Genomic DNA, 19,711 nt, shown 5'->3' with positions numbered 1-19,711 from the left:
GGCTTCGACAAGCTCAGCCCGAACGGCATACACATATGACCAGAACCCTGATCCGCGGCGCGACGGTCCTGACGATGGACGCGCAGGGCGACCTGCCGCGCGCCGACATCCTCGTCACCGACGACCGCATCACCGAGATCGCGCCGTCGCTGCAGGTGGACGGCGCGCAGGTGGTGGACGCCTCGGGCAGCATCGTCATCCCCGGCCTGGTCAACGCCCACATGCACACCTGGCAGACGGCGCTGCGCGGCGTCGCCGCCAACTGGACGCTGCTCGAATACTTCAAGAACATGCACGCGGGGCTGGCGACGGTGTTCCAGCCGCAGGATCTGCACATCGCGACGCTGATGGGGTCGCTCAACCAGCTCAATTGCGGCACCACGACGCTGGCCGACTGGTGCCACAACAACCCGACGCCGGAGCACAACGACGCGGCGATCCAGGGCCTGCTGGAGTCGGGCATCCGCGCCGCCTTCTTCCACGGCACGCCCAAGCCGGATCCCAAGCCGGGCCAGACCCCGTTCTGGGAAGTGCCGCATCCGCGCGCCGAGGTCGAGCGGCTGCTCAGGAAGCACCAGGGCAACCCGCTGCTCAGCGTGCAGGCGGCGGTGCTCGGCCCGCATTACTCCACGCTGGAGGTGGCGCTGGCCGACTTCCGGATGGCGCGCGAGCTGGGCCTGATCGCCTCGCTGCACCAGGGCGGCGGGGCGGCGCGCACGCCCGACGGCTGGGAACGGCTGGAGGCCGCCGGCCTGCTGGGCGACAACATCAACATCGTGCATGGCCACGCGCTGAGCGACGAGCAGCTGGAGCGCTTCTGCGGGCTGGGCATGAGCTTTTCCGCCGCGGCGGAAAGCGAGATGTCGCAGGGCCACGGCCACCCGATCACCGGCCGGCTGCGCCGCTTCGGCCGCGCGCCCTCGCTCGGCGTGGACCTGGAAAGCGTGCTGAGCGGCGACATGCTGACGCAGGCACGGATCGCGCTGGGCATCCAGCGCAGCCTGGACAACGTCGCCTACCGGGAAGCCCACGGGACCATCCCGTCGACCTCCACCATCACCACGCGCGAAGCGCTGGCGTGGGTGACGATCGAGGGCGCGCGCATGCTCAAGCAGGAACACCGCATCGGCTCGCTGGCCGCCGGCAAGCAGGCCGACCTGGTGGTGATCCGCGCCAGCGACCTCAACATGCAGCCGGTGCACGACCCGGTGAGCACGGTGGTGATGCAGACCTCGCTGGCCAACATCGACAGCGTGATGGTCGCCGGCCGCTGGAAGAAGCGCGACGGCCGACTGGTCGGCGTGGACCTGGCACCGGGCCTGGAGGCATTGCGCGCCTCCGGCCGCAAGATCACCGAGGCGCTCGGACTTTCCAAACCAACAATGCAGGAGACAGCATGAACAGACTGATGTCGACAATCGCCCTGGTCGCCACGCTGGTGGCATCGTCCGCCGCGTTCGGGCAGGGGACCTATCCCAACAAGCCGATCCGTTTCATCGTGCCCTTCACCGCCGGCAGCGGGACGGACACCATCGCCCGGGTGGTCGCCGACGTCATGAGCAAGGGCCTGGGACAGCCCATCGTGATCGAGAACAAGCCCGGCGCCGGCGGCACCATCGCTGCGGCACAGGTCGCCAAGGGCGATGCCGACGGCTACACGGTGCTGATTCATTCGTCCGGCCATGCGCTGAACCCGGCGATCTATCCCAACCTCAGCTACGACACGCTGCGCGACCTGACCGGGGTGACACCGCTGGCCTCGCTGCCCAACGTGATGGTGGTCTCGCCGGCGCGCGGCTGGAAGACGGTGGCCGACGTGGTCGCCGCCGCCAAGGCCCGGCCCGGCGCGCTCAACTATGCATCGGCCGGCGTCGGCAGCGCCACCCACATGAACGCCGAGAAGTTCAAGCTCCAGGCCGGCATCGACGCCGTCCACGTGCCGTTCAAGGGCACGCCGGAAGCGCTGACCGACGTGATCGGCGGGCGCGACGACTGGTTCTTCGCGCCGCTCACCGCCGCATTGCCGCTGGTGAAGGACGGCAAGCTGCTGGCGCTGGCCGTCAGCACGCCGCAGCGCTCGCCGGCGCTGCCGCAGGTGCCCACGACGGTGGAGGCCGGCGTGCCGGACTCGGATTACACCTTCTGGGTCGGCATGATCGTCGCCAGCGCCACGCCGGCGCCGGTGGTCAAGCGCTTGCACGACGAAGCGGTCAAGGCGCTGGCCAGCCCCGAGGTGAAGGAGCGCATGAAGATGCTGGGCGCCGATCCGATGCCGATGGAACAGGCGCAGTTCAATGCCTTCATCAAGACCGAGATGGAGACGGCCGCGCGCATCGCCAAGGCCGCCAACCTGAAGGCGCAGTGAGGATCCATTTCATTGGCGTCGGCAAGATGGGCCTGCCCATGGCGGCCCATCTGCGCGCGGCCGGCCACCGGCTGACGGTGCAGGACGTCGATGGGCAGCGCGTCGCGCTGGCGCAGGCGCAGGGACTGCAAGCGGCGGGCGAAGCCGGCATCGGCGATGCGCAGGCCGTGTTCTCCTCGCTGCCGCATGACGGCGCACTGCTTGCCGTGGCGCGCCTGGTCGCTGCACAGGGCCGGCGCGAAATGACGTACGTCGATACCAGCACCGTGTCGCCGCAGGCTTCGGCCGAAGCGGCGGCGCTGCTGGAGGCGGCCGGCGTGCAGCACCTGCGCTGCACCGTGTCGGGCAACAACAAGATGGCGGAGGCGGCGCAGCTGACGATGATGGCGTCCGGGCCGCGCGCCGCGTACGACCGGATGCTGCCGCTGCTGTCCACGTTCGGTCCGAACCGTTTCTACCTGGGCGAGGGCGAGCAGGCGCGGCTGATGAAGCTGGTGGTCAACCTGATGATCGCGCAGACCAGCGCCATGCTGTCGGAGGCGCTGACGCTGGGCCGCAAGGGCGGGCTGGACTGGCAGGACATGTGGCAGGTGCTGGGCGCCAGCGCGGTGGCCTCGCCCATCCTCAAGGCCAAGGGCGTGCAGCTGGCGCAGCGCGATTTCACGCCCACCTTCACCGTGGAGCAGATGCTCAAGGACATCGGCCTGATCCTGGAGGCCGGCGCGGCCAGCGCGGTGCCGCTGCCGCAGACCGCCCTGACGCAGCAGCTCATGCGCTCCGCGGTGGCGCAGGGCGACGGCCTGCAGGACTACGCCGCCATCATCAAGACGGCCGAACGCAGCGCCGGCCTGGCGCCGCTGCCGCAGGGCAAGCCATGAACAGCTTCGTCTACATCGGGCGGCCGGCCCGCGTGATCTTCGGCGCCGGCAGCCTGGCGCAACTGGGCGCCGAGATCGAGGCGCTGGGCGCACGCAAGGCACTGATCCTGTCGACGCCGGAGCAGCGGGCCTCGGCCGAACGGGTGGCGGACCTGCTGGGCGCGCGCGCGGCCGGCGTGTTCGACCGCGCCGTGATGCACGTGCCGATCGAGACCGCACGCGAGGCGCGCGAGCTCGCCGCCAGGCTGGGCGCTGACTGCGCCGTCGCCATCGGCGGCGGTTCCACCGTCGGCCTGGGCAAGGCGATCGCACTGGACTCGGGGCTGCCGATCGTGGCGATCCCGACCACTTACGCCGGCTCGGAGATGACCACCATCTTCGGCATCACCGAAGGCGGCATGAAGAAGACCGGCCGCGACGAGCGGGTGCTGCCGCGCACCGTGATCTACGACCCGGAACTGACGCTGACGCTGCCGGTGAAGATGAGCGTCACCAGCGGCATGAACGCCATCGCCCACGCGGCCGAGGGTTTCTATTCGGTCAACGTCAATCCGATCGTCGCGCTGATGGCGCAGGAAGGCATTGCCGCCCTGGGCCGCGCGCTGCCGGCGATCCGCAGGTCGCCGCAGGACGCGCAGGGCCGCAGCGACGCGCTCTACGGCGCATGGCTGTGCGGCACGGTGCTGGCCAGCGTCGACATGGCGCTGCACCACAAGCTGTGCCACACGCTGGGCGGCAGCTTCAACCTGCCGCACGCGGAGACGCACACCATTGTGCTGCCGCACGCGCTGGCCTACAACGCAGCGGCGGCGCCCGAGGCGGTGCAGCGCGTGGCCACCGCGCTGGGGCAGCGCAGCAGCGGCGCGCAGGCGGTGTACGACCTGGCGAAGGATAACGGCGCCCCGGTGGCGCTGCGCGAGATCGGCATGCAGGAGGCGGATCTGGACAAGGCCTGCGAGATCGCGATGAGCAACCAGTATCCCAACCCGCGGCCGCTGGAGCGCACTGCGCTGCGGCAGTTGCTGCAGGATGCTTTCGAGGGCGTCCGGCCGGTAAGCTGATTTGTCGTCCGGGGCCCGACCCGGGACCCAGACGCTGGAATGCCAACAGCCGTCGATCAGGAAGAAGGCCAGCCGTTCTTGTTGAACAGCAAGAAGCCGGGCCAGCCGTTCTCCCTGATCGACCGGAATTCCTTGTTCAGGGCCGGGGCGCCAATCACTCCACCTTCGCGCCGGACTCCCGCACAATGACGCCTGCCGCATCCCAGTCGGCGCGCAGCAGCTTCTGGAACTCGCCGGGGCTCATGGCGCCGGGCTCGACGCCGAGGTTGGCGAAGCGCTGCTGCACGGCCGGGTCGGCCATCACCTTCTGCATCGCCGCGTTCAGGCGCTCCACTTCGGCCCTGGGCGTCGCAGCCGGGGCCAGCAGGCCGATCCAGGAATCGAACTTGTAGCCGGGCACGCCGGCCTCCGCCACCGTCGGCAGCTCGGGCAGGAAGCGCGAGCGGGTGGCGCCGGTGTAGGCCAGCAGCTTGATGCGCGGGTCCTGCTTGAAGCCGACCACGCCGATCACCGCCGGCACCACGCCCTGCACCCGGCCGGCCAGCGTCTCGTTGACCGCATCGCCGGTGGACTTCATCGGGATGTGCTGCATCTGTGCGCCGGCCTTTACCAGGAACGAGGCCATGCCCAGGTGGGTGGCGCTGCCGTTGCCTGCCGATGCGTAGTTGAACTGGCCCGGCTTGGACTTGATCAGCTTGACGTACTCCGCCAGGTTGCTGACCGGCAGGTTGCCGGGCACGGCGATCACGTAGCCGATGTTGCCCAGGTAGGTGACGCCGACGAAATCCTTGATCGGGTCATAGGGCAGCTTGCTGTACATGTGGCCGGCCAGCGTGTGGCTGGCCGCAGCCAGCACCAGCGTGTTGCCGTCGGGCGCGGCCTTCGCGACCGCAGCGGTGCCGATGGTGCCGCCGGCGCCGGCGCGGTTTTCCACCAGCACGGTGGCGTTCAGTTGTTGGCCCAGCTCGTTGCTGAAGGTGCGCGCGATCGTGTCCTGCACCGCGCCCGGGCCGAAGGGCACGACGATGTGGATCACCCGCTGGGCCAGCGCCGGGCCGCTCGCCAGCAGGGCCAGTGCAAGCGCCAGGCCGAGGCTGCGCCACTGTTTCGATGTCATCAGGGATCTCCTTCAGGGTTGGTCCAGCCAGCGCTGGGCGAGGCGGACGAAATAGCTCGCACCGACGGGGATGATTTCGTCGTTGAAATCGAACGAGGTGTTGTGGATGATGCAAGGACCGGGCCCGTGGTCGGGCAGGCGGTGGCCGCCGTCGCCGTTGCCGATGAAGCCGTAGCAGCCGGGCTTGACGCGCAGCATGTGGGCGAAGTCTTCCGCCGCCATCACGGCCGTGAAGTTCTCGTCGACGCGACCGGCGCCCACCACTTCGCGCATCACGTCGGCCGCGAAGCGCGCTTCCTGCTCGTGGTTGACCACCGGCGGCGAGGCGCGCCGGAAGCTCACCTGCGCGCTGCAGCCATGGGCCTGCGCGGTGTGCGCCGCCAGCTGGCGCAGGCCGGCCTCGATGCGGTCCAGCGCGTCCACCGAGAAGGTGCGCACCGTGCCGCCGACCCAGGCCTTGTCGGGAATCACGTTGGGCGCGTCCGAGCCCTGGATCTGCGTGACGGCCAGCAGCGCGCGTTCGCGCGAATCGACCACCCGCGCCACCAGCGACTGCAGCTGCTGGCCCAGGTTGATGGTGGCAGCGACCGGATCGATGCCGGTGTGCGGCATCGACGCGTGGGTGCCGCGGCCGCTGATCTCCACCCGCCAGGTATTGCTGGAGGCCATCATCGCGCCGTGGTTCAGCGCGAAGCTGCCCACCGCCTCGATCGCGAAGTTGTGCAGCGCGAACACCGCGTCGCACGGAAAGCGCTCGAACAGCCCGTCCTGGATCATCTTGAGGGCGCCGGCCTTGCCCATCTCCTCGGCCGGCTGGAAGATGAAGTTCACCGTGCCGGCGAAGTCGCGGTGCTGTGCCAGGTGCCAGGCTGCGGCCAGCAGCATCGTCGTGTGGCCGTCGTGGCCGCAGGCGTGCATCCGGCCGTCGTGCTGCGAGCGGTGCTCGAAGCGGTTTTGCTCCTGCAGCGGCAGCGCGTCCAGGTCGGCGCGCAGGCCGATCGCGCGCGGACCCGGCCGGTTGCCGCGCAGCACGCCGACCACGCCGGTGCCGGCGACGCCGGTGTGCACCTCCACTCCCCATTCGCGCAGCAGGTCGGCCACGATCTTGGAGGTGCGATGCTCCTCGAAGCCCAGTTCCGGGTGGGCGTGGATGTCGCGCCGCAGGCGCACGAAGCGGGAAATGTCGGCAAAGCCGTCGACCAGGTTCATCGCGGGGCGCTCCTGACGCATTGGTAGCTGCTGGCGCGCTGCGGCTCGCCGTGGCCGCGGTAGCGCAGGGTGGCCGGCCAGCGGCACATCGGCCGCGACTGCAGCACGGGGAAGGGCGGCACCGGGTCCAGGCTCACCTGCACCAGGTCCAGCGGCGCCCGGCCCGACTCGACCCAGGTCACCAGCGTGTCCAGCATGTCGACGCCCACCGGCGCGCCGGTTCCCACGTGGTCGGCGCCGGGCGTGGTGTACAGGCGCATGAACTCGTCGACCGGGTCCTGGCCCATCTTCTCCACCACCGAGCGGTAGTACGCGATGCCGGCATACGGGCTCTGCGCGTAGTCGGCCATGTGCTCGCTGATCACCAGCTTGCCGCCGTGCGCCCGGAAGGCCGACAGGTCGGGATCGGTCGCATCCATCAGGCGCGAGATCTCGCCGACCCGCTGCGCATGGTCCTCGGGCTTGTAGTTGCTCAGGTCCGCCGTGCCGTCGCGCAGCACGAAGTACTGGATCGCTCCGCTGCCGTAGAGCCAGCCGCGGCTGCTGGTGCTGCTCACCGGATGGGCCGCGGGCGCGGTGCCGGTCTGCCAGCTGACATAGCCGCCGACCGGGCCGGTGCCGCCGGCGCCTTCGCCGCCCCAGGCCCAGCCCGGATAGCTGCGTACGCCATTGGCCAGCGGGAAGCTGAATTCGTACGGCGCGTGCAGCGTGCGCAGCGTCTCCACCTGGGCAGCGTTCAGGCAGGCCGGGGTCTTGCCTTCGCGGCACAGCAGGCTGGCCGGATCGAACTGGGCGCCGCACAGCTGCGGGTTGCCGACGATGCCGTCCACCCGCCAGTCGAGCGCGTCGCAGGCGCTGAGCACCGCCTTGTGCACCAGCATCACGTCGGCCGGCGACAGCCAGCCCTCGCCCCGCTGGGCCAGGCCCAGGCGGACGTCGGCCGTGTGCAGCCCGACCCAGTTGATCACCGGCGCCCGCGCGAAGATGCCGTCGAAGTCCTGCGGATAGCGCTGCGCCATCGCCAGGCCCTCGCGCCCGCCTTCGGAGCTGCCCATGAAGTACATCCGCTCCGGCCCCTGGCCGTAGCGCCGCTTCATCAGCTCCACCGACAGGTCGCGCACCTTCTTGTAGGCGGCGTGGGCAAAGTTTTCCAGCGCCTCGTCGTTGAGCGCGAAGGCCTGCAGCGGCTCGACCCGCAGGTCCTGGTGGCCCGAGTCGGTGCCCACGGTGACGAAGCCGCGCGCCAGCGGCGAGGGCTGGTCGATGCGCGCGGACGGCGGCAGGCCGGTGGCCGTCACCAGCACGCCGTTGAAGCCGCCGCCGCCCAGTTGCAGCGAGCGCCCGTTCCAGCGGCTGGGCAGGTTGACCTGGAAGCGGATCGAAGGCGCCTTCGGGTCGACCGGCTGGATCGCCCCGACCACCTTGCAGTAGGGCGGCGTCGCCGGCTGCACCACCGCTTCCGGCGGCGGCGGGATGAAGGGCAGCGGATTGGTCAGGGTGAGCGCGTTGCCTGGCAGCAGCGTCGCCGACTCGATCACGGCGCCGCCGCTGGGCAGGCCGATCGCCGAGGCCGGCACCGGTGCCATCAGCGCGCTGCAGGCGGCCTCGGCATCGACGCCGCCGCGCTGCCAGGGCGTGGCGGAGCAGCCGCCCAGCAGCGCCAGTGCGGCCAGTGACAACAGTGCGGCGCGGGGCGCCGCGGCGAGGGAGGCTTTCATGGGGAGACTTTCCAGGACGCGCGGGCCGGCGCGGGAGCCAGATCATATCGGCCGGGCCCGACGATAATCGAACAAAAGGAGACGCGATGAGGTTAGCAACTTTCAACCACAAGGGCCGGCGCCAGGTCGGCCTGGTCGCCGCCGACGGCCGCACCGTCACGGCGCTCGACCTGAAGTCGGCCGATCCGGCGCGCGGCATGCTGGCGGTGATCCACCAGCTGGCCGGCGGCGGCGCGATGCCCGCCACCACCGGGGCGCCGATCCCGCTGGCCGAGGTCAAGCTGGAGGCGCCGATCCCGGTGCCGCGGCGCAACGTCTGGTGCGTGGGCCGCAATTACCACGCCCATGCCAAGGAACTGCAGGCGTCGGTGTTCAAGAACAATGCCGCCGACCCGACGTCCTGGCCGATCTTCTTCACCAAGGCCCCGGAAACGGTGGTCGGCCCCGGCGATCCGGTGGTGATGCCGGGCGACCGGGTCTCCAGCCAGATCGACTACGAAGCCGAACTGACCATCGTGATCGGCAAGGGCGGCAAGAACATTCCGCGCGACAAGGCGATGGAGCACGTGTTCGGCTACACCATCGTCAACGACGTGACGGCGCGCGACGTCCAGATTCGCCACCAGCAGTGGGATCTGGGCAAGTCGTTCGACACCTTCTGCCCGATGGGGCCGTGGATCGTCACCGCCGACGAACTGGACGGCAGCAACACCCGCGTGCGCCTGTGGGTCAACGGCGAGCTGCGGCAGGACGCGCAGACCACCGACCTGATCTTCGACCTGCCCAGCCTGATCGAGACCTGCTCGCGCGGCATCACGCTGTACCCGGGCGACCTGATCGCCACCGGCACGCCCTCGGGCGTCGGCATGGGCATGTCGCCGCCGAGCTGGCTCAAGGCCGGCGACAGCGTGAAGATCGCGATCGACGGGCTCGGCGAACTCGAGAACCGCTTCGTGGCGGGTTGAAGAAGACGGGGGCAGGACGCAGACGCGTCCGGCTGTCCGATCTTCAGAGCTGCGGCGCCAGCAGGTTGGCCGCGCGCTCCTTCAGTCGCTCCCACGCCGGCCGCGCATGCCAGTCGGCGGCGGTGAATTCGCGGCTCTTGGCCAAGTCGTCCTCGAAGGTGCGGGTCTGCTCGCGGGCGAAGGCTTCGTCATAGACGTTCAGGTTGGCCTCGTCGTTGAGGCTGAACGAGCGCTGGTCGAAGTTGGTCGACCCCACCGAGGTCATGCGGCCGTCCAGGATCAGCACCTTGCAGTGGTACATGGTGGGCTGGTACTCGTAGATCTTCGCGCCCGCGTCCAGCAGTTCGTCCCAGTTGGCCTTGGATGCGTCGCTCACCGTGTCGGCGTCGGTGAAGGGGCCCGGCACGATCACGCGGATCTTCACGCCGCGCTTGAGCGCCCGCACCATCGCGTTGCGGGTCAGCTGGTTGGGCACGAAGTAGGCGCTGGCCAGGTCGATGCTGTGGTCGGCCGCGGTGATCGCCATCAGGTACATCAGCTGCATGCTCTCGGCGCCGCCCGAGGGCGAGCTGGAGAACATGTGGGCCCGCTGGTCGCCGATCCGGGACAGCGGCGGATAGTAGGCCGATCCGTGCAGCACCGCGCCCGACGCCTTGGTCCAGTTGTCGGCGAACACCGACTGCATCTGCGCCACCACCGGGCCCTCGATGCGGAAGTGGGTGTCGCGCCAGTGCTCGCTGTCCTGGCCGTGGCCCTCCCACTGGGGCGCGATGCCGACGCCGCCGGTGAAGCCGAGCCGGCCGTCGATCACCAGCAGCTTGCGGTGGGTGCGGTTGTTGATCCGCCCCAGCGCAAACCACCTGGGCTCGTGGAAGCGCTGCAGCTGCACGCCGGCGACCTTCATCTCGTCGAGCAGGGCGGGATCGACCTTCTGGCTGCCGGCCCAGTCCAGCAGCACGTGGACCTTCACGCCGTTGCGGGCGCGCTCGCTCAGGGCGTCGGCGAACTTCTTGCCGATGTCGCCGGCCCAGTAGATGTAGCTCTCGAAGGTGATGGTGCGGCGCGCCGAGCCGATCGCCTGCAGCATCGACGGGAAGATCTGGTCGCCGTTGAGCAGCGGCTGCGTGCGGTTGCCGTCGATGATGGGCGGCCCCAGCAGCGTGCCCATCTCGTACTGGAACTGGGAGTCGGACGAGCCGAACAGGCGGGCCAGCTGGCGCTCGATCTTCTTCTCGCCCAGCGAGAGGTTCAGGACGATGAGGGTGAGCACCAGGGCCGTTGCGAGGCCGGCGATGAACCAGAGGACCACTTTTTTCGTGACTTTCATGCGGTGGGGCGGAATGGAAGCCCATCGTATGAAGCGGGCCCGCCCCGCCCTGTAGGACGGTCGCCCGACAGCGCCGCGGCGCCGCGCGCGACGTCAACTAGTACACGCCGAAGCGGCCGGTCCACTTGCGCTGGTAGTCCATCCGGGCGAAGTGTTCGGCGATGAAGTCGATGAAGGTCCGCACCTTGGCCGACAGGTGCTTGCGGCTCGGGTAGGCCAGGTTGATCATCAGCCGCGGCAGGTCCCACTCGTCCAGCACCGGCACCAGCCGGCCGGCGACGATGTCGTCGTAGACGATGTAGGTGGGCTGCACCAGGATGCCCATGCCGTCGAGCGCTGCCGCCCGCAGCACCTGGCCGTCGTTGGATTCGAGCAGGCCGTGCACCGCCACCGTGGTCGCCTGGCCGTCGCGCGTGAAGCGCAGCTCGTTGGGGTTGTTGGCGTGCACGTAGACCAGCAGCTTGTGGCGCTGCAGGTCGTCCAGGCTGGCCGGCCGGCCGTACTGCGCCAGGTAGCGCGGCGCGGCCACCAGGATCCGGCGGGTCTCGGCCAGCCGGCGGATCGTGATGTTGGAATCGGGCTCGTACTCGCGGGTGCGGATGGCGACGTCGATGTTGTTGTCGATGATGTCCAGGTAGCGGTTGGCCGCCTCGATGTGGACCTGGACGTTGGGGTAGCGCTGCGTGTAGTCGCGCAGCAGCGGCGCCACGTGGTGCATCGAGAACGACAGCGAGGCCGTGATGCGCAGCATGCCGGTTGGGTTGAGCGCCGTGGCATTGACGGCCGACTCGGCGTCCTTGAGGTCGGCCAGGATGGCGCGGGCGCGCGCATAGAACTCGGTGCCGGTGTCCGTCAGGTACAGGCGCCGGGTGTTGCGCTCCACCAGCCGGGCGCCCAGGCGGTCCTCCAGCGCCGACAGGTGCCGGCTGGCGGCGGCGTTCGACAGCTCCAGCGCTTCCGCAGCGCGGCTCAGGCTGCCGGTTTCGGCCACCTGCACGAACAGCTCGATCTCGGTCCAGCGATCCAAAAGTGTCTCCTCGTTGCCGGGATTGTGACCGGGGCGGCGGCCAGTGTTCCGCTGCGCGAAAAAGTCATTTGCGCCCCGCCCCTTTCCCCCGCGGGCCGGCTCTCCTAAATTCGACCCGTGCCGGTCCCACGCCGCGCCGGAGGCATTTTGCGCAATCTCACCCAGGACAACATCACGCAGGCGGTCATCGCCCGGCTGGCCCGCACGCCGGACCCGCGGCTGCGCGAGGTGATGACCAGCCTGGTGCAGCACCTGCATGCCTTCGCCCGCGACGTCAAGCTGACCGAGCAGGAGTGGTTCGAGGGCATCCAGTTCCTGACCGAGGTCGGCCACAAGTGCGACGACCAGCGGCAGGAGTTCATCCTGCTGTCGGACACGCTGGGCCTGTCGATGCTGACGGTGGCGATGAACAACGACAAGCCGCCGGGCGCCACCGAGGCCACCGTGTTCGGCCCCTTCCACGTGGAGAACGCGCCGCACTACGAGAACGGCGCCGACATCGCCAATGGCGCCAAGGGCGAGCCCTGCCTGGTGCGCGGCCGGGTGCTCGGCCTCGGCGGCGAGCCGGTGGCCGGCGCCACCATCGACGTCTGGCAGGCGGACGCCGAGGGCAAGTACGACGTGCAGCACGAGGGGATCGACCACCACCAGGCGCGCGGCGTGCTGCGCTCCGGGCCGGACGGCCGCTTCGAGTTCCGCAGCGTGCTGGCCGAGTCCTATCCGATTCCCGACGACGGCCCGGTCGGCCGCCTGCTGCGCGCCACCGGGCGCCACCCCTGGCGGCCGGCGCACCTGCACTTCATGGTGGTTGCCGACGGCTACGAGCGGCTGGTGACGCACGTGTTCCGCAGCGGCGACCAGTACCTGGACTCGGACGCGGTGTTCGGCGTGCGCCAGTCGCTGGTGGCGGACTGGCCGCGCCAGGACGACGGCAGCTACCTGCTGGAATACGACTTCGTGCTCAATCCCCTCGCCAGGCAGGCTCCATGATCTACACCTTCATCCTGATGGACAAACCGGGCGGCGCCGAGCTGCGCCAGCGCGTGCGGCCCGAGCACAAGGCCTACCTGGCGGCGGTGGCGGACCGGATCGCCTTTGCCGGCCCCTTCACCACCGACGACGGCCAGCAGATGCTGGGCAGCCTGCTGGCGATCGACTTCCCGTCGCGCGAGGCGGCGCAGGCCTGGCTGGCGGCCGAGCCCTTCACCCGCGCCGGGCTGTATGCCAGCAGCAGCGTCCACGCCTTCAGCAACCTGTGGCCGCAGAAGGCGGGCTTTCCGCCGTGATCAAGCACATCGTGATGTGGAACCTGCGCGGCGACACGCCGGCCGCCAAGGCCCGCGCCATCGCGCAGCTGCAATGCAGCTTCGCCAGCCTGCGCGGGCGCATCCCGGGCCTGCTGCACCTGGAGGTGGGCGTGGACAGCAGCGGCGCCGACTACGCCTGCGACGTCGTGCTGTATTCCGAATTCGAGAGCCAGGCCGCGCTCGACGCCTACGCCACCCACCCCGAGCACCTGCGGGTCAAGCAGGAACTGGGCGACCTGCGCATCGCGCGCTACCAGGTGGATTTCGAACCGACCAGGAGAACCGCGTGAACGACACACTGACCGAAGAATTGCTGGTCCGCCGGATGGTGGAGCGCTGGGCCGTGTGGCGCGACGCCGGCGACTGGGAGCGCTTCGCCAGCGTCTGGCATCCCGACGGCGTGATGATGGCCACCTGGTTCCAGGGCCCGTTCGCGGACTTCATCCGCGTCACGCAGGAGGGCTGGGCCAAGGGCGTGAGCATCCTGCACTTCCTGGGCGGCTCGGCCGTGGAGGTGGCGGGCGAGCGCGCCGTCGCCCAGACCAAGATGACGATCTCGCAGCGCGGCCTGGTCGAAGGCGTGCTGTGCGACGTGGTCTGCACCGGCCGCTTCTACGACTTCGTGGTCAAGCACGAGGGCGAATGGAAGCTGCTGCACCGCCAGCCGATCTACGAGAAGGACCGGATCGACCCGGTCGACCCCGGCGCGACGCTGGAGCTGGACGCGCAGGCGCTGGCGAAATTCCCCGAGGGCTACCGCCACCTGGCCTACATCCAGACCCGGATCGGCTACACGGTGAAGATGGACATGCCGATGCTCAAGGGCCCGGTGGTGCAGGAGCTGTACCAGCGCGGCGCCCGCTGGCTGGCCGGCGGCCCGCTGGAGCGCTGAACCATGCACAAGCTCCTTCTTGCAGTGGTGCTGCTGGCCGCAGCGGTTTTCGGTGCGGTGCCCGCGGGCGCCCAGGGCACCTATCCCTCGCATCCGGTCAAGGTGGTGGTGCCGCAGCCGCCCGGCGGCGGCTTCGACTTCGTCGCCCGGCTGCTGGCCGACCGCATGGGCCGGCAGATGGGCCAGAGCTTCGTGGTGGAGAACAAGCCGGGCTCGGGCACGCTGGTCGGCACGGACTTCGTGGCCAAGGCGGCGCCGGACGGCTACACCCTGCTCACCGGCTCGGTCTCCAACCTCGCGCTCAACCCGGGGCTGTACCGCAACCTGCCCTACGACAGCCTGCGCGACTTCGAGCCGCTGGGCATCGCCGTGAGCTACAGCTACACGCTGATGGCCCGCAAGGACCTGCCGCTGAATTCGCTCAAGGAGGTGGTGGCCTATGCCAAGGCCAACCCGCGCAAGCTCACCTATGCCTCGGCCGGCGCCGGCTCCGGCCAGCACGTGCTGGCGGCGGCGCTGTGGCACCTGGCGGGTGTGGAGCTGGTGCACGTGCCGTACCGCGGCGCGCAGGCGGCCTACCAGGACCTGATCGGCGGCCGGGTGGACCTGTTCTTCGACCTGGCGCCGACCGCGCGCGGCCAGATCGATGCCGGCACCGTCAAGGCGCTGGCCGTCTCCGGCAGCGCGCGCAACCCCATGCATCCGGACCTGCCCACCATCACCGAGAGCGGCGTCGCCCAGCTCGACCTCGAGTCCTGGTTCGGCTGGTTCGCGCCGGCCAAGACGCCGCCCGAGGTGCTGGAGAAGCTGCGCGCCGGGCTGGCCAAGGTGATGGCCGCGCCGGACGTGGCGGAGGCCTTCCGCAAGGCCGGCGGCAAGCCGGTCGCGCTGGGCGCCGCCGAGACCCGGGCGCTGGTGCAGGGCGACGTGCAGCGCTGGACCCGGCTGATCCGGGAAGCCGACATCCGCGCCGACTGATTTCTTCTTCCGACCGACAAAGAGAGTTCCATGAAAGTTTCCGACGAGTGCATCGACCGGCTGTTCCGCCAGGCCCGCACGGCCAACGGCTTCCTCGACAAGCCGGTGCCGCTGGAGCTGCTGCAGCAGGCCTACGACATCGCCAAGATGGGTGCCACCTCGATGAACACCCAGCCCACCCGCTATGTGTTCCTGCAGTCGAAGCAGGCGCGGGCCCGTCTGCTGCCGGCGCTCAGCCCGGGCAACCTCGACAAGACGCGCGACGCGCCGGTGACGGTGATCGTGGCCAACGACACCAAGTTCTACGAGCACATGCCGCAGGTCTGGCACAAGCCGGGCGCCAAGGAGAACTTCGAGGGCAATGCGGCGCTGGCGCAGGCCACGGCGGTGCGCAACGGCACGCTGGGCGGCGCCTATTTCATGATCGCCTGCCGCGCCGTCGGCCTGGACTGCGGGCCCATGAGCGGCGTCGACCTGGCCCGGGTGAATGCGGAGTTCTTCCCGGACGGCCGGCTGCAGGCGAACTTCCTGATCAACATCGGCTACGGCGACGACAGCAAGCTGTTCGACCGCAATCCGCGGCTGTCGTTCGAGCAGGCCTGCTCCATTCTTTGACATGAACAAGACTGTCATCCCGGGCCCGACCCGGGATCCAGACGCAGCGACCACCAAGACCGTCGGTCAAGGAGACGCGGCGCTTCCCTTGGAGACGTCGTATCCGGATGGCGTGCGTGCGCCTGGCTGCCGGATCAGGTCCGGCATGACCGCCGCGGAACGCCGGGTTTCAGGTCGACTGCCCGGCGGCGCGCCGGATGATGTCGGCGAAGTGCTTGATCGAGGGCGAGCGGGTCGCGCCCTTGTGCCAGAGCATGCCCGGCGTGCGGATCGGCGTCGGGTCTTCCAGCGGGATGACGCGCAGGTCCGCGGCCGGCGTGACGGCGGTCTCGGCGATGATCGCCGCCAGTTCGGTCTGGCGCACCAGTTCGATCATCGGCGCGATCGAATTGAGCTGCGCCGCCACCAGCGGCTCGGCGCCCGCGGCCTCGAAGCAGTCGTCCAGCAGCTTGCGGGTCTGGAACTGCGCCGGCAGCAGCACCATCCGCACATGGTGCAGTTCCACCATCCGCACCCGGCGGCGCCTGGCCAGCGGATGCGAGGCCGCCACCACCAGCTTGAGCTCCTCGTTGTACAGCGGCTCGAACCACAGGTCGCCGCCGTCCGTGGGGCGATAGGAGACGGCCAGGTCCAGGTGGCCCGCCGCCAGCCGCCGGGCGATCATGCCGGCCGCCAGTTCTTCCACCGTCACCTGGATGCCGGGGTAGTGGTGCATGTAGGTCGCCACGCAGGAGGGCACCATGCGGGTGTTGAAGCTGGGCGTCGTGCCCAGCCGCAGCCTTCCGGTGAGCGGCTCGCCCTCGCCGCGCAGCGCCTGGACGCCGCGGTCGATCTGCTCCAGCGCCGGCGTCATGTAGCTGCGCAGGATCTCGCCGGCCTCGGTCATGCGCACCTTCTTGCCGCTGCGGTCGAACAGCACCGAACCCAGCTCGTCCTCCATCTGCCGGATCTGGTGCGACAGGGTGGACTGCGTCACGTGCAGGCGCTCGGCGGCGCGGGTGAAGTTGAGCGTCTCGGCAACGGCGTCGAAGTAGCGCAGATGGCGCAATTCCATTGGTGATTTCCCTTGCATGGTCATCGATGGTGTCGATCATATCGGTGGAAAATAATCACTTCCCGGTCCGCGGGGCCGGCCCTAGACTGATCCTGAAACCCAGGGGACAGACCTTCAGCTCCGTCCCCGACTGATTGAGAGGACTAGACATGGCACAGCTCGAAGCGCAAGACATGGCGCAAGCCGTCATCGACCGGATGGCCGATTGCAAGGACCCGCGGTTCAAGGAAGTGATGAGCGCGCTGGTGCGGCACGCACATGCCTTCGCGCGCGAGGTGCAGCTCACGCCCGATGAATGGATGGCGGGGATCCAGTTCCTCACCGCCACCGGCAAGATGTGCGACGAGAAGCGGCAGGAGTTCATCCTGTTGTCGGACACGCTCGGCATCTCGATGCTGGTGGTGGCGATCGATCAGGCCAGGGGCGCGGCCGCGCTCAAGGACGCGCCGCCGGACCAGCGCCCCACCGAGGCGACGGTGCAGGGGCCGTTCTTCTGGCCCGGCGCGCCGCAGCTGGAGCTGGGCGCCGACATCGGCGCAGGCAATCCGGGCGAGCCGGCCTACTACTACGGCCGCGTGACCGACACTGCCGGCAGGCCGATCGGCAACGCCGTGATGGACGTCTGGTCGGGCGATGGCGAGGGCCTGTACGACATGCAGAAGGGCCCGGACGCCGGCATGGCGCTGCGCGCGCAGTTCCGCACCGACAAGGACGGCAACTACCGCTTCTGGTCGATCAAGCCGTCGTATTACCCGGTGCCGGACGACGGCCCGGTGGGCGGCATGCTGCACCGCATGGGCCGGCATCCGAACCGGCCCGGCCACATGCACATGATGCTCAACGCTCCTGGGCACGAGCGGCTGATCACCCACATCTTCGTCTCCGACAGCCCGTACCTCGATTCCGACGCCGTGTTCGGCGTGCGCGACAGCCTGGTGGTGCAGTTCGCCGACCATCCGCCGGGCAAGGCGCCGGACGGCCGCGTGATGAGCAAGCCCTTCTCCACCGCCAAGTACGATTTCAAGCTCGTGCCTTCGGCCGCCTGAGCCCCGCATGGCCCAGGTCCTCAACGGCGTGCGCGTGGTCGAACACGGCACCTTCATCACCGGTCCGGCGGCGTCGATGCTGCTGGCCGACCTGGGCGCGGACGTGGTCAAGGTGGAGTTGCCCGGCAGCGGCGACCCGTTCCGCTCCTTCAAGGGCGGGCTGTACAGCCCGCACTACCAGACCTACAACCGCAACAAGCGCAGCGTCACGCTGGACACCCGGCAGGCGGCGGACCTGGAGCAGTTCGACGAGATGATCAGCGAGGCGGACGTCTACATCCAGAACTTCCGCCCCGGCTTCGCCGAGCAGATCGGCACCGGCGAGGAGCGGCTGCGCAAGCTCAATCCGCGGCTGGTCTATTGCGCCATCAGCGGCTTCGGCCCCACCGGCCCGGCGGCCGCCCGCCCGGCCTACGACACGGTGGCGCAGGCGGCCAGCGGCTTCCTGGGGCTGCTGATCAACCCGGCCAATCCGCGGGTGCTCGGTCCGGCGCTGGCCGATTCGCTCACCGGCTTCTACGCGGCCTACGGCATCCTCGGCGCGCTGTACGAGCGCCATGCCACCGGCACCGGCCGCAAGGTGGAGGTGTCGATGTTCGAGGCGATGACGCACTTCAACCTGGACGCCTTCCAGCACCTGTTCTCGGCCAACGAGGTGATGGGCCCGTTCAGCCGGCCCAGCGTCTCGCAGTCCTACGTGCTCAAGTGCGCGGACGGCAAGTGGGTCGCGCTGCACATGTCCTCGCCGGAAAAGTTCTGGCAGGGGCTGGCGGCGGCGATGGAGCGGCCGGACATCTTCGATGACGCCCGCTTCGCCACCCGCGAGGCGCGGATCGCCAACCAGGAAGCGATGATCGACACGCTGGGACCGATCTTCGCCGGCCGCGACCGCGCCGAATGGTGCCGCCGGCTGGAGGCCCGCGACGTGCCGCACGCGCCGATGTACACCACGGCGGAAGTGCCGGACGACCCGCAGGCCCGGCACCTGCAGCTGTTCGTGGAGACCGAGCACCCGGAAACGGGCCGGTTCCGCAGCGTCCGTTCGCCGGTCTCGTTCGACGGCGAGCGCGCGCTGCAGATCACCGCGCCGCCGCTGCTGGGCGAACACAACGCCGACCTCGGCAAGGGCTGGCCGCAGCGGCAGCCCGCCGTCGGAAAAGCCGCATGAAGGCCCGCCTGCTGGCCGCCGCGCTGGCCTTCGCATCGCTCGCTGCCCTCGGGCAGGACTTCCCGTCGCGGCCGGTGAAGCTGGTGGTGCCCTTCGGTCCCGGCACCACCACCGACATCATCGGCCGGGTGATCGCCGACGGCCTGGCCAGGACGCTGGGGCAGGCGGTGGTGGTGGAAAACCGCGCCGGCGCCGGCGGCAACATCGGCTCTGACCTGGTGGCGAAGGCCGCGCCCGACGGCTACACCATCCTGATGGGCACGGTGGGCACCCACGCCATCAATCCCGGCCTGTACCGCAAGATGCCCTACGACGCGGCCAAGGACTTCGCGCCGCTGGCCTTTGCCGGCTCGACGCCGACACTGCTGGTGGTGGCCGCCAATTCGCCGCTGCGCAACCTCAAGGACCTGCAGGCGCAGGCGGCCCGGCCCGGCGGCCTGAGCTTCGCCTCTGCCGGCAACGGCACCTCCGGCCACCTGGCCGGCGAGCTGCTGAAGGCCCGGCTGGGCGGCGAGATGGTGCACGTCCCGTACAAGGAGGGCGGCCTGGCGATGTCGGACGTGATCTCCGGCAATGCGCAGTTCATGTTCTATCACCCGGCGGCGGTGATGCCGCACATCCGCGCCGGCAAGCTGCGGGCGCTGGGCGTCTCCAGCAGCAGGCGCACGCCGGCGGCGCCGGACGTGCCCACCATCACCGAGCAGGGCTACGGCGAGTTCGACCTGGTGCCCTGGTTCATGCTGTACGCGCCGGCCGCCACCCCGGCGCCGGTGCTGGCGCGCCTGCGCGAGGCAGCCGCCCAGGCCATCGCCAGCCCGGAGACCGCCGCCAGGCTGACGGCGCAGGGCCTGGAGCTGCGCAGCCTGCGGGCCGACGAACTGGCCGCCTTCGGCCGCGCCGAAATGATCAAGTGGTCCGAACTGGTGCGGCGCTCCGGCGCGCAGATCGATTGACCCGCCCCGTGTTGCCCCGCGATTCCGTCCA

General features: G+C 69.7%; 20 protein-coding genes. 14 read left to right on the top strand and 6 right to left on the bottom strand.

Annotation, left to right across the window (positions count from 1 at the left end; genetic code table 11):
• The first annotated feature begins 35 nt into the window (after nt 1-35).
• From ACFPOE_RS00775 to ACFPOE_RS00760, 4 genes are read left to right on the top strand one after another with little or no spacing between them, the layout of a single operon-like run.
• On the top strand, nt 36-1,400 hold the full coding sequence (locus ACFPOE_RS00775) for an amidohydrolase family protein (RefSeq protein ID WP_376848087.1): 1,365 nt from the start codon (nt 36-38) through the stop codon (nt 1,398-1,400).
• A complete protein-coding gene (locus ACFPOE_RS00770) occupies nt 1,397-2,365 on the top strand; it encodes a Bug family tripartite tricarboxylate transporter substrate binding protein (RefSeq protein ID WP_376848086.1) in 969 nt (322 codons plus the stop codon). Before ACFPOE_RS00775 ends, ACFPOE_RS00770 begins: the two co-directional genes overlap by 4 nt.
• A complete protein-coding gene (locus ACFPOE_RS00765; RefSeq protein WP_376848085.1) occupies nt 2,362-3,243 on the top strand; it encodes an NAD(P)-dependent oxidoreductase in 882 nt (293 codons plus the stop codon). The genes ACFPOE_RS00770 and ACFPOE_RS00765 overlap by 4 nt, the downstream gene beginning before the upstream one ends.
• Entirely contained in the window at nt 3,240-4,304 is a 1,065-nt protein-coding gene (locus ACFPOE_RS00760; protein ID WP_376848084.1) for a maleylacetate reductase, read from the top strand. The genes ACFPOE_RS00765 and ACFPOE_RS00760 overlap by 4 nt, the downstream gene beginning before the upstream one ends.
• Nucleotides 4,305-4,458: 154 nt before the next feature.
• Here the strand turns inward: ACFPOE_RS00760 and ACFPOE_RS00755 are convergent, their stop codons facing one another.
• The 3 genes from ACFPOE_RS00755 to ACFPOE_RS00745 are packed head-to-tail and all read right to left on the bottom strand — an operon-like array spanning nt 4,459 to nt 8,348.
• The gene (locus ACFPOE_RS00755) at nt 4,459-5,421 is read right to left on the bottom strand and encodes a tripartite tricarboxylate transporter substrate binding protein (RefSeq protein WP_376848083.1); all 963 of its coding nucleotides are present in this window, start codon (nt 5,419-5,421) and stop codon (nt 4,459-4,461) included.
• 12 nt (nt 5,422-5,433) lie between these two features.
• Nucleotides 5,434-6,630: a M20 aminoacylase family protein gene (locus ACFPOE_RS00750; RefSeq protein WP_376848082.1), complete on the bottom strand. Its 1,197-nt coding sequence runs from the start codon at nt 6,628-6,630 to the stop codon at nt 5,434-5,436.
• Nucleotides 6,627-8,348, bottom strand: a complete 1,722-nt coding sequence (locus tag ACFPOE_RS00745) for a tannase/feruloyl esterase family alpha/beta hydrolase (RefSeq protein WP_376848081.1) — start codon at nt 8,346-8,348, stop codon at nt 6,627-6,629. Before ACFPOE_RS00745 ends, ACFPOE_RS00750 begins: the two co-directional genes overlap by 4 nt.
• 86 nt (nt 8,349-8,434) lie before the next feature.
• Between ACFPOE_RS00745 and ACFPOE_RS00740 the strand changes: the two genes are divergently transcribed.
• A complete protein-coding gene (locus ACFPOE_RS00740; protein ID WP_376848080.1) occupies nt 8,435-9,313 on the top strand; it encodes a fumarylacetoacetate hydrolase family protein in 879 nt (292 codons plus the stop codon).
• Nucleotides 9,314-9,356: 43 nt separating this feature from the next.
• Here ACFPOE_RS00740 and cls read toward each other — a convergent pair whose 3' ends face one another.
• Both cls and ACFPOE_RS00730 read right to left on the bottom strand, forming a co-directional pair.
• Nucleotides 9,357-10,640 carry a cardiolipin synthase gene (gene cls, locus ACFPOE_RS00735; RefSeq protein WP_376848079.1) on the bottom strand — a complete coding sequence of 428 codons (1,284 nt, stop codon included), beginning with the start codon at nt 10,638-10,640 and terminating at the stop codon, nt 9,357-9,359.
• A gap of 97 nt (nt 10,641-10,737) precedes the next feature.
• Entirely contained in the window at nt 10,738-11,667 is a 930-nt protein-coding gene (locus ACFPOE_RS00730; RefSeq protein WP_376848078.1) for a LysR family transcriptional regulator, read from the bottom strand.
• A gap of 147 nt (nt 11,668-11,814) precedes the next feature.
• Between ACFPOE_RS00730 and ACFPOE_RS00725 the strand changes: the two genes are divergently transcribed.
• Genes ACFPOE_RS00725 through ACFPOE_RS00700 form a run of 6 tightly spaced genes read left to right on the top strand, consistent with a single transcriptional unit; the run spans nt 11,815 to nt 15,459 of the window.
• Entirely contained in the window at nt 11,815-12,657 is an 843-nt protein-coding gene (locus ACFPOE_RS00725; RefSeq protein ID WP_376848077.1) for an intradiol ring-cleavage dioxygenase, read from the top strand.
• Nucleotides 12,654-12,953, top strand: a complete 300-nt coding sequence (locus ACFPOE_RS00720) for a YciI family protein (RefSeq protein WP_376848076.1) — start codon at nt 12,654-12,656, stop codon at nt 12,951-12,953. Before ACFPOE_RS00725 ends, ACFPOE_RS00720 begins: the two co-directional genes overlap by 4 nt.
• Nucleotides 12,950-13,264 carry a Dabb family protein gene (locus ACFPOE_RS00715; RefSeq protein WP_376848075.1) on the top strand — a complete coding sequence of 105 codons (315 nt, stop codon included), beginning with the start codon at nt 12,950-12,952 and terminating at the stop codon, nt 13,262-13,264. The genes ACFPOE_RS00720 and ACFPOE_RS00715 overlap by 4 nt, the downstream gene beginning before the upstream one ends.
• The gene (locus ACFPOE_RS00710) at nt 13,261-13,866 is read left to right on the top strand and encodes a nuclear transport factor 2 family protein (protein WP_376848074.1); all 606 of its coding nucleotides are present in this window, start codon (nt 13,261-13,263) and stop codon (nt 13,864-13,866) included. Before ACFPOE_RS00715 ends, ACFPOE_RS00710 begins: the two co-directional genes overlap by 4 nt.
• Before the next feature lie 3 nt (nt 13,867-13,869).
• Nucleotides 13,870-14,844: a Bug family tripartite tricarboxylate transporter substrate binding protein gene (locus ACFPOE_RS00705; RefSeq protein ID WP_376848073.1), complete on the top strand. Its 975-nt coding sequence runs from the start codon at nt 13,870-13,872 to the stop codon at nt 14,842-14,844.
• A 30-nt stretch (nt 14,845-14,874) separates the two neighbouring features.
• On the top strand, nt 14,875-15,459 hold the full coding sequence (locus ACFPOE_RS00700; RefSeq protein ID WP_376848072.1) for a malonic semialdehyde reductase: 585 nt from the start codon (nt 14,875-14,877) through the stop codon (nt 15,457-15,459).
• A gap of 169 nt (nt 15,460-15,628) precedes the next feature.
• On the opposite strand, the gene ACFPOE_RS00695 is transcribed toward ACFPOE_RS00700, so the two are convergent.
• A complete protein-coding gene (locus ACFPOE_RS00695) occupies nt 15,629-16,513 on the bottom strand; it encodes a LysR substrate-binding domain-containing protein (RefSeq protein WP_376848071.1) in 885 nt (294 codons plus the stop codon).
• Nucleotides 16,514-16,662: 149 nt separating this feature from the next.
• On the opposite strand from ACFPOE_RS00695, the gene ACFPOE_RS00690 reads away from it, so the two are divergent.
• The 3 genes from ACFPOE_RS00690 to ACFPOE_RS00680 are packed head-to-tail and all read left to right on the top strand — an operon-like array spanning nt 16,663 to nt 19,680.
• Entirely contained in the window at nt 16,663-17,559 is an 897-nt protein-coding gene (locus ACFPOE_RS00690; RefSeq protein ID WP_376848070.1) for a dioxygenase family protein, read from the top strand.
• Nucleotides 17,560-17,566: 7 nt separating this feature from the next.
• On the top strand, nt 17,567-18,727 hold the full coding sequence (locus ACFPOE_RS00685; RefSeq protein WP_376848069.1) for a CaiB/BaiF CoA transferase family protein: 1,161 nt from the start codon (nt 17,567-17,569) through the stop codon (nt 18,725-18,727).
• Nucleotides 18,724-19,680: a Bug family tripartite tricarboxylate transporter substrate binding protein gene (locus ACFPOE_RS00680; protein ID WP_376848068.1), complete on the top strand. Its 957-nt coding sequence runs from the start codon at nt 18,724-18,726 to the stop codon at nt 19,678-19,680. Before ACFPOE_RS00685 ends, ACFPOE_RS00680 begins: the two co-directional genes overlap by 4 nt.
• The last annotated feature ends 31 nt before the right edge of the window (nt 19,681-19,711 follow it).

It is taken from the genome of Caenimonas terrae (assembly GCF_042655405.1).
Taxonomy (GTDB): domain Bacteria; phylum Pseudomonadota; class Gammaproteobacteria; order Burkholderiales; family Burkholderiaceae_C; genus Ramlibacter; species Ramlibacter terrae_A.
Note: the sequence above shows the minus strand (reverse complement) of the source record. Positions and strands in the feature narration are given on the sequence as shown.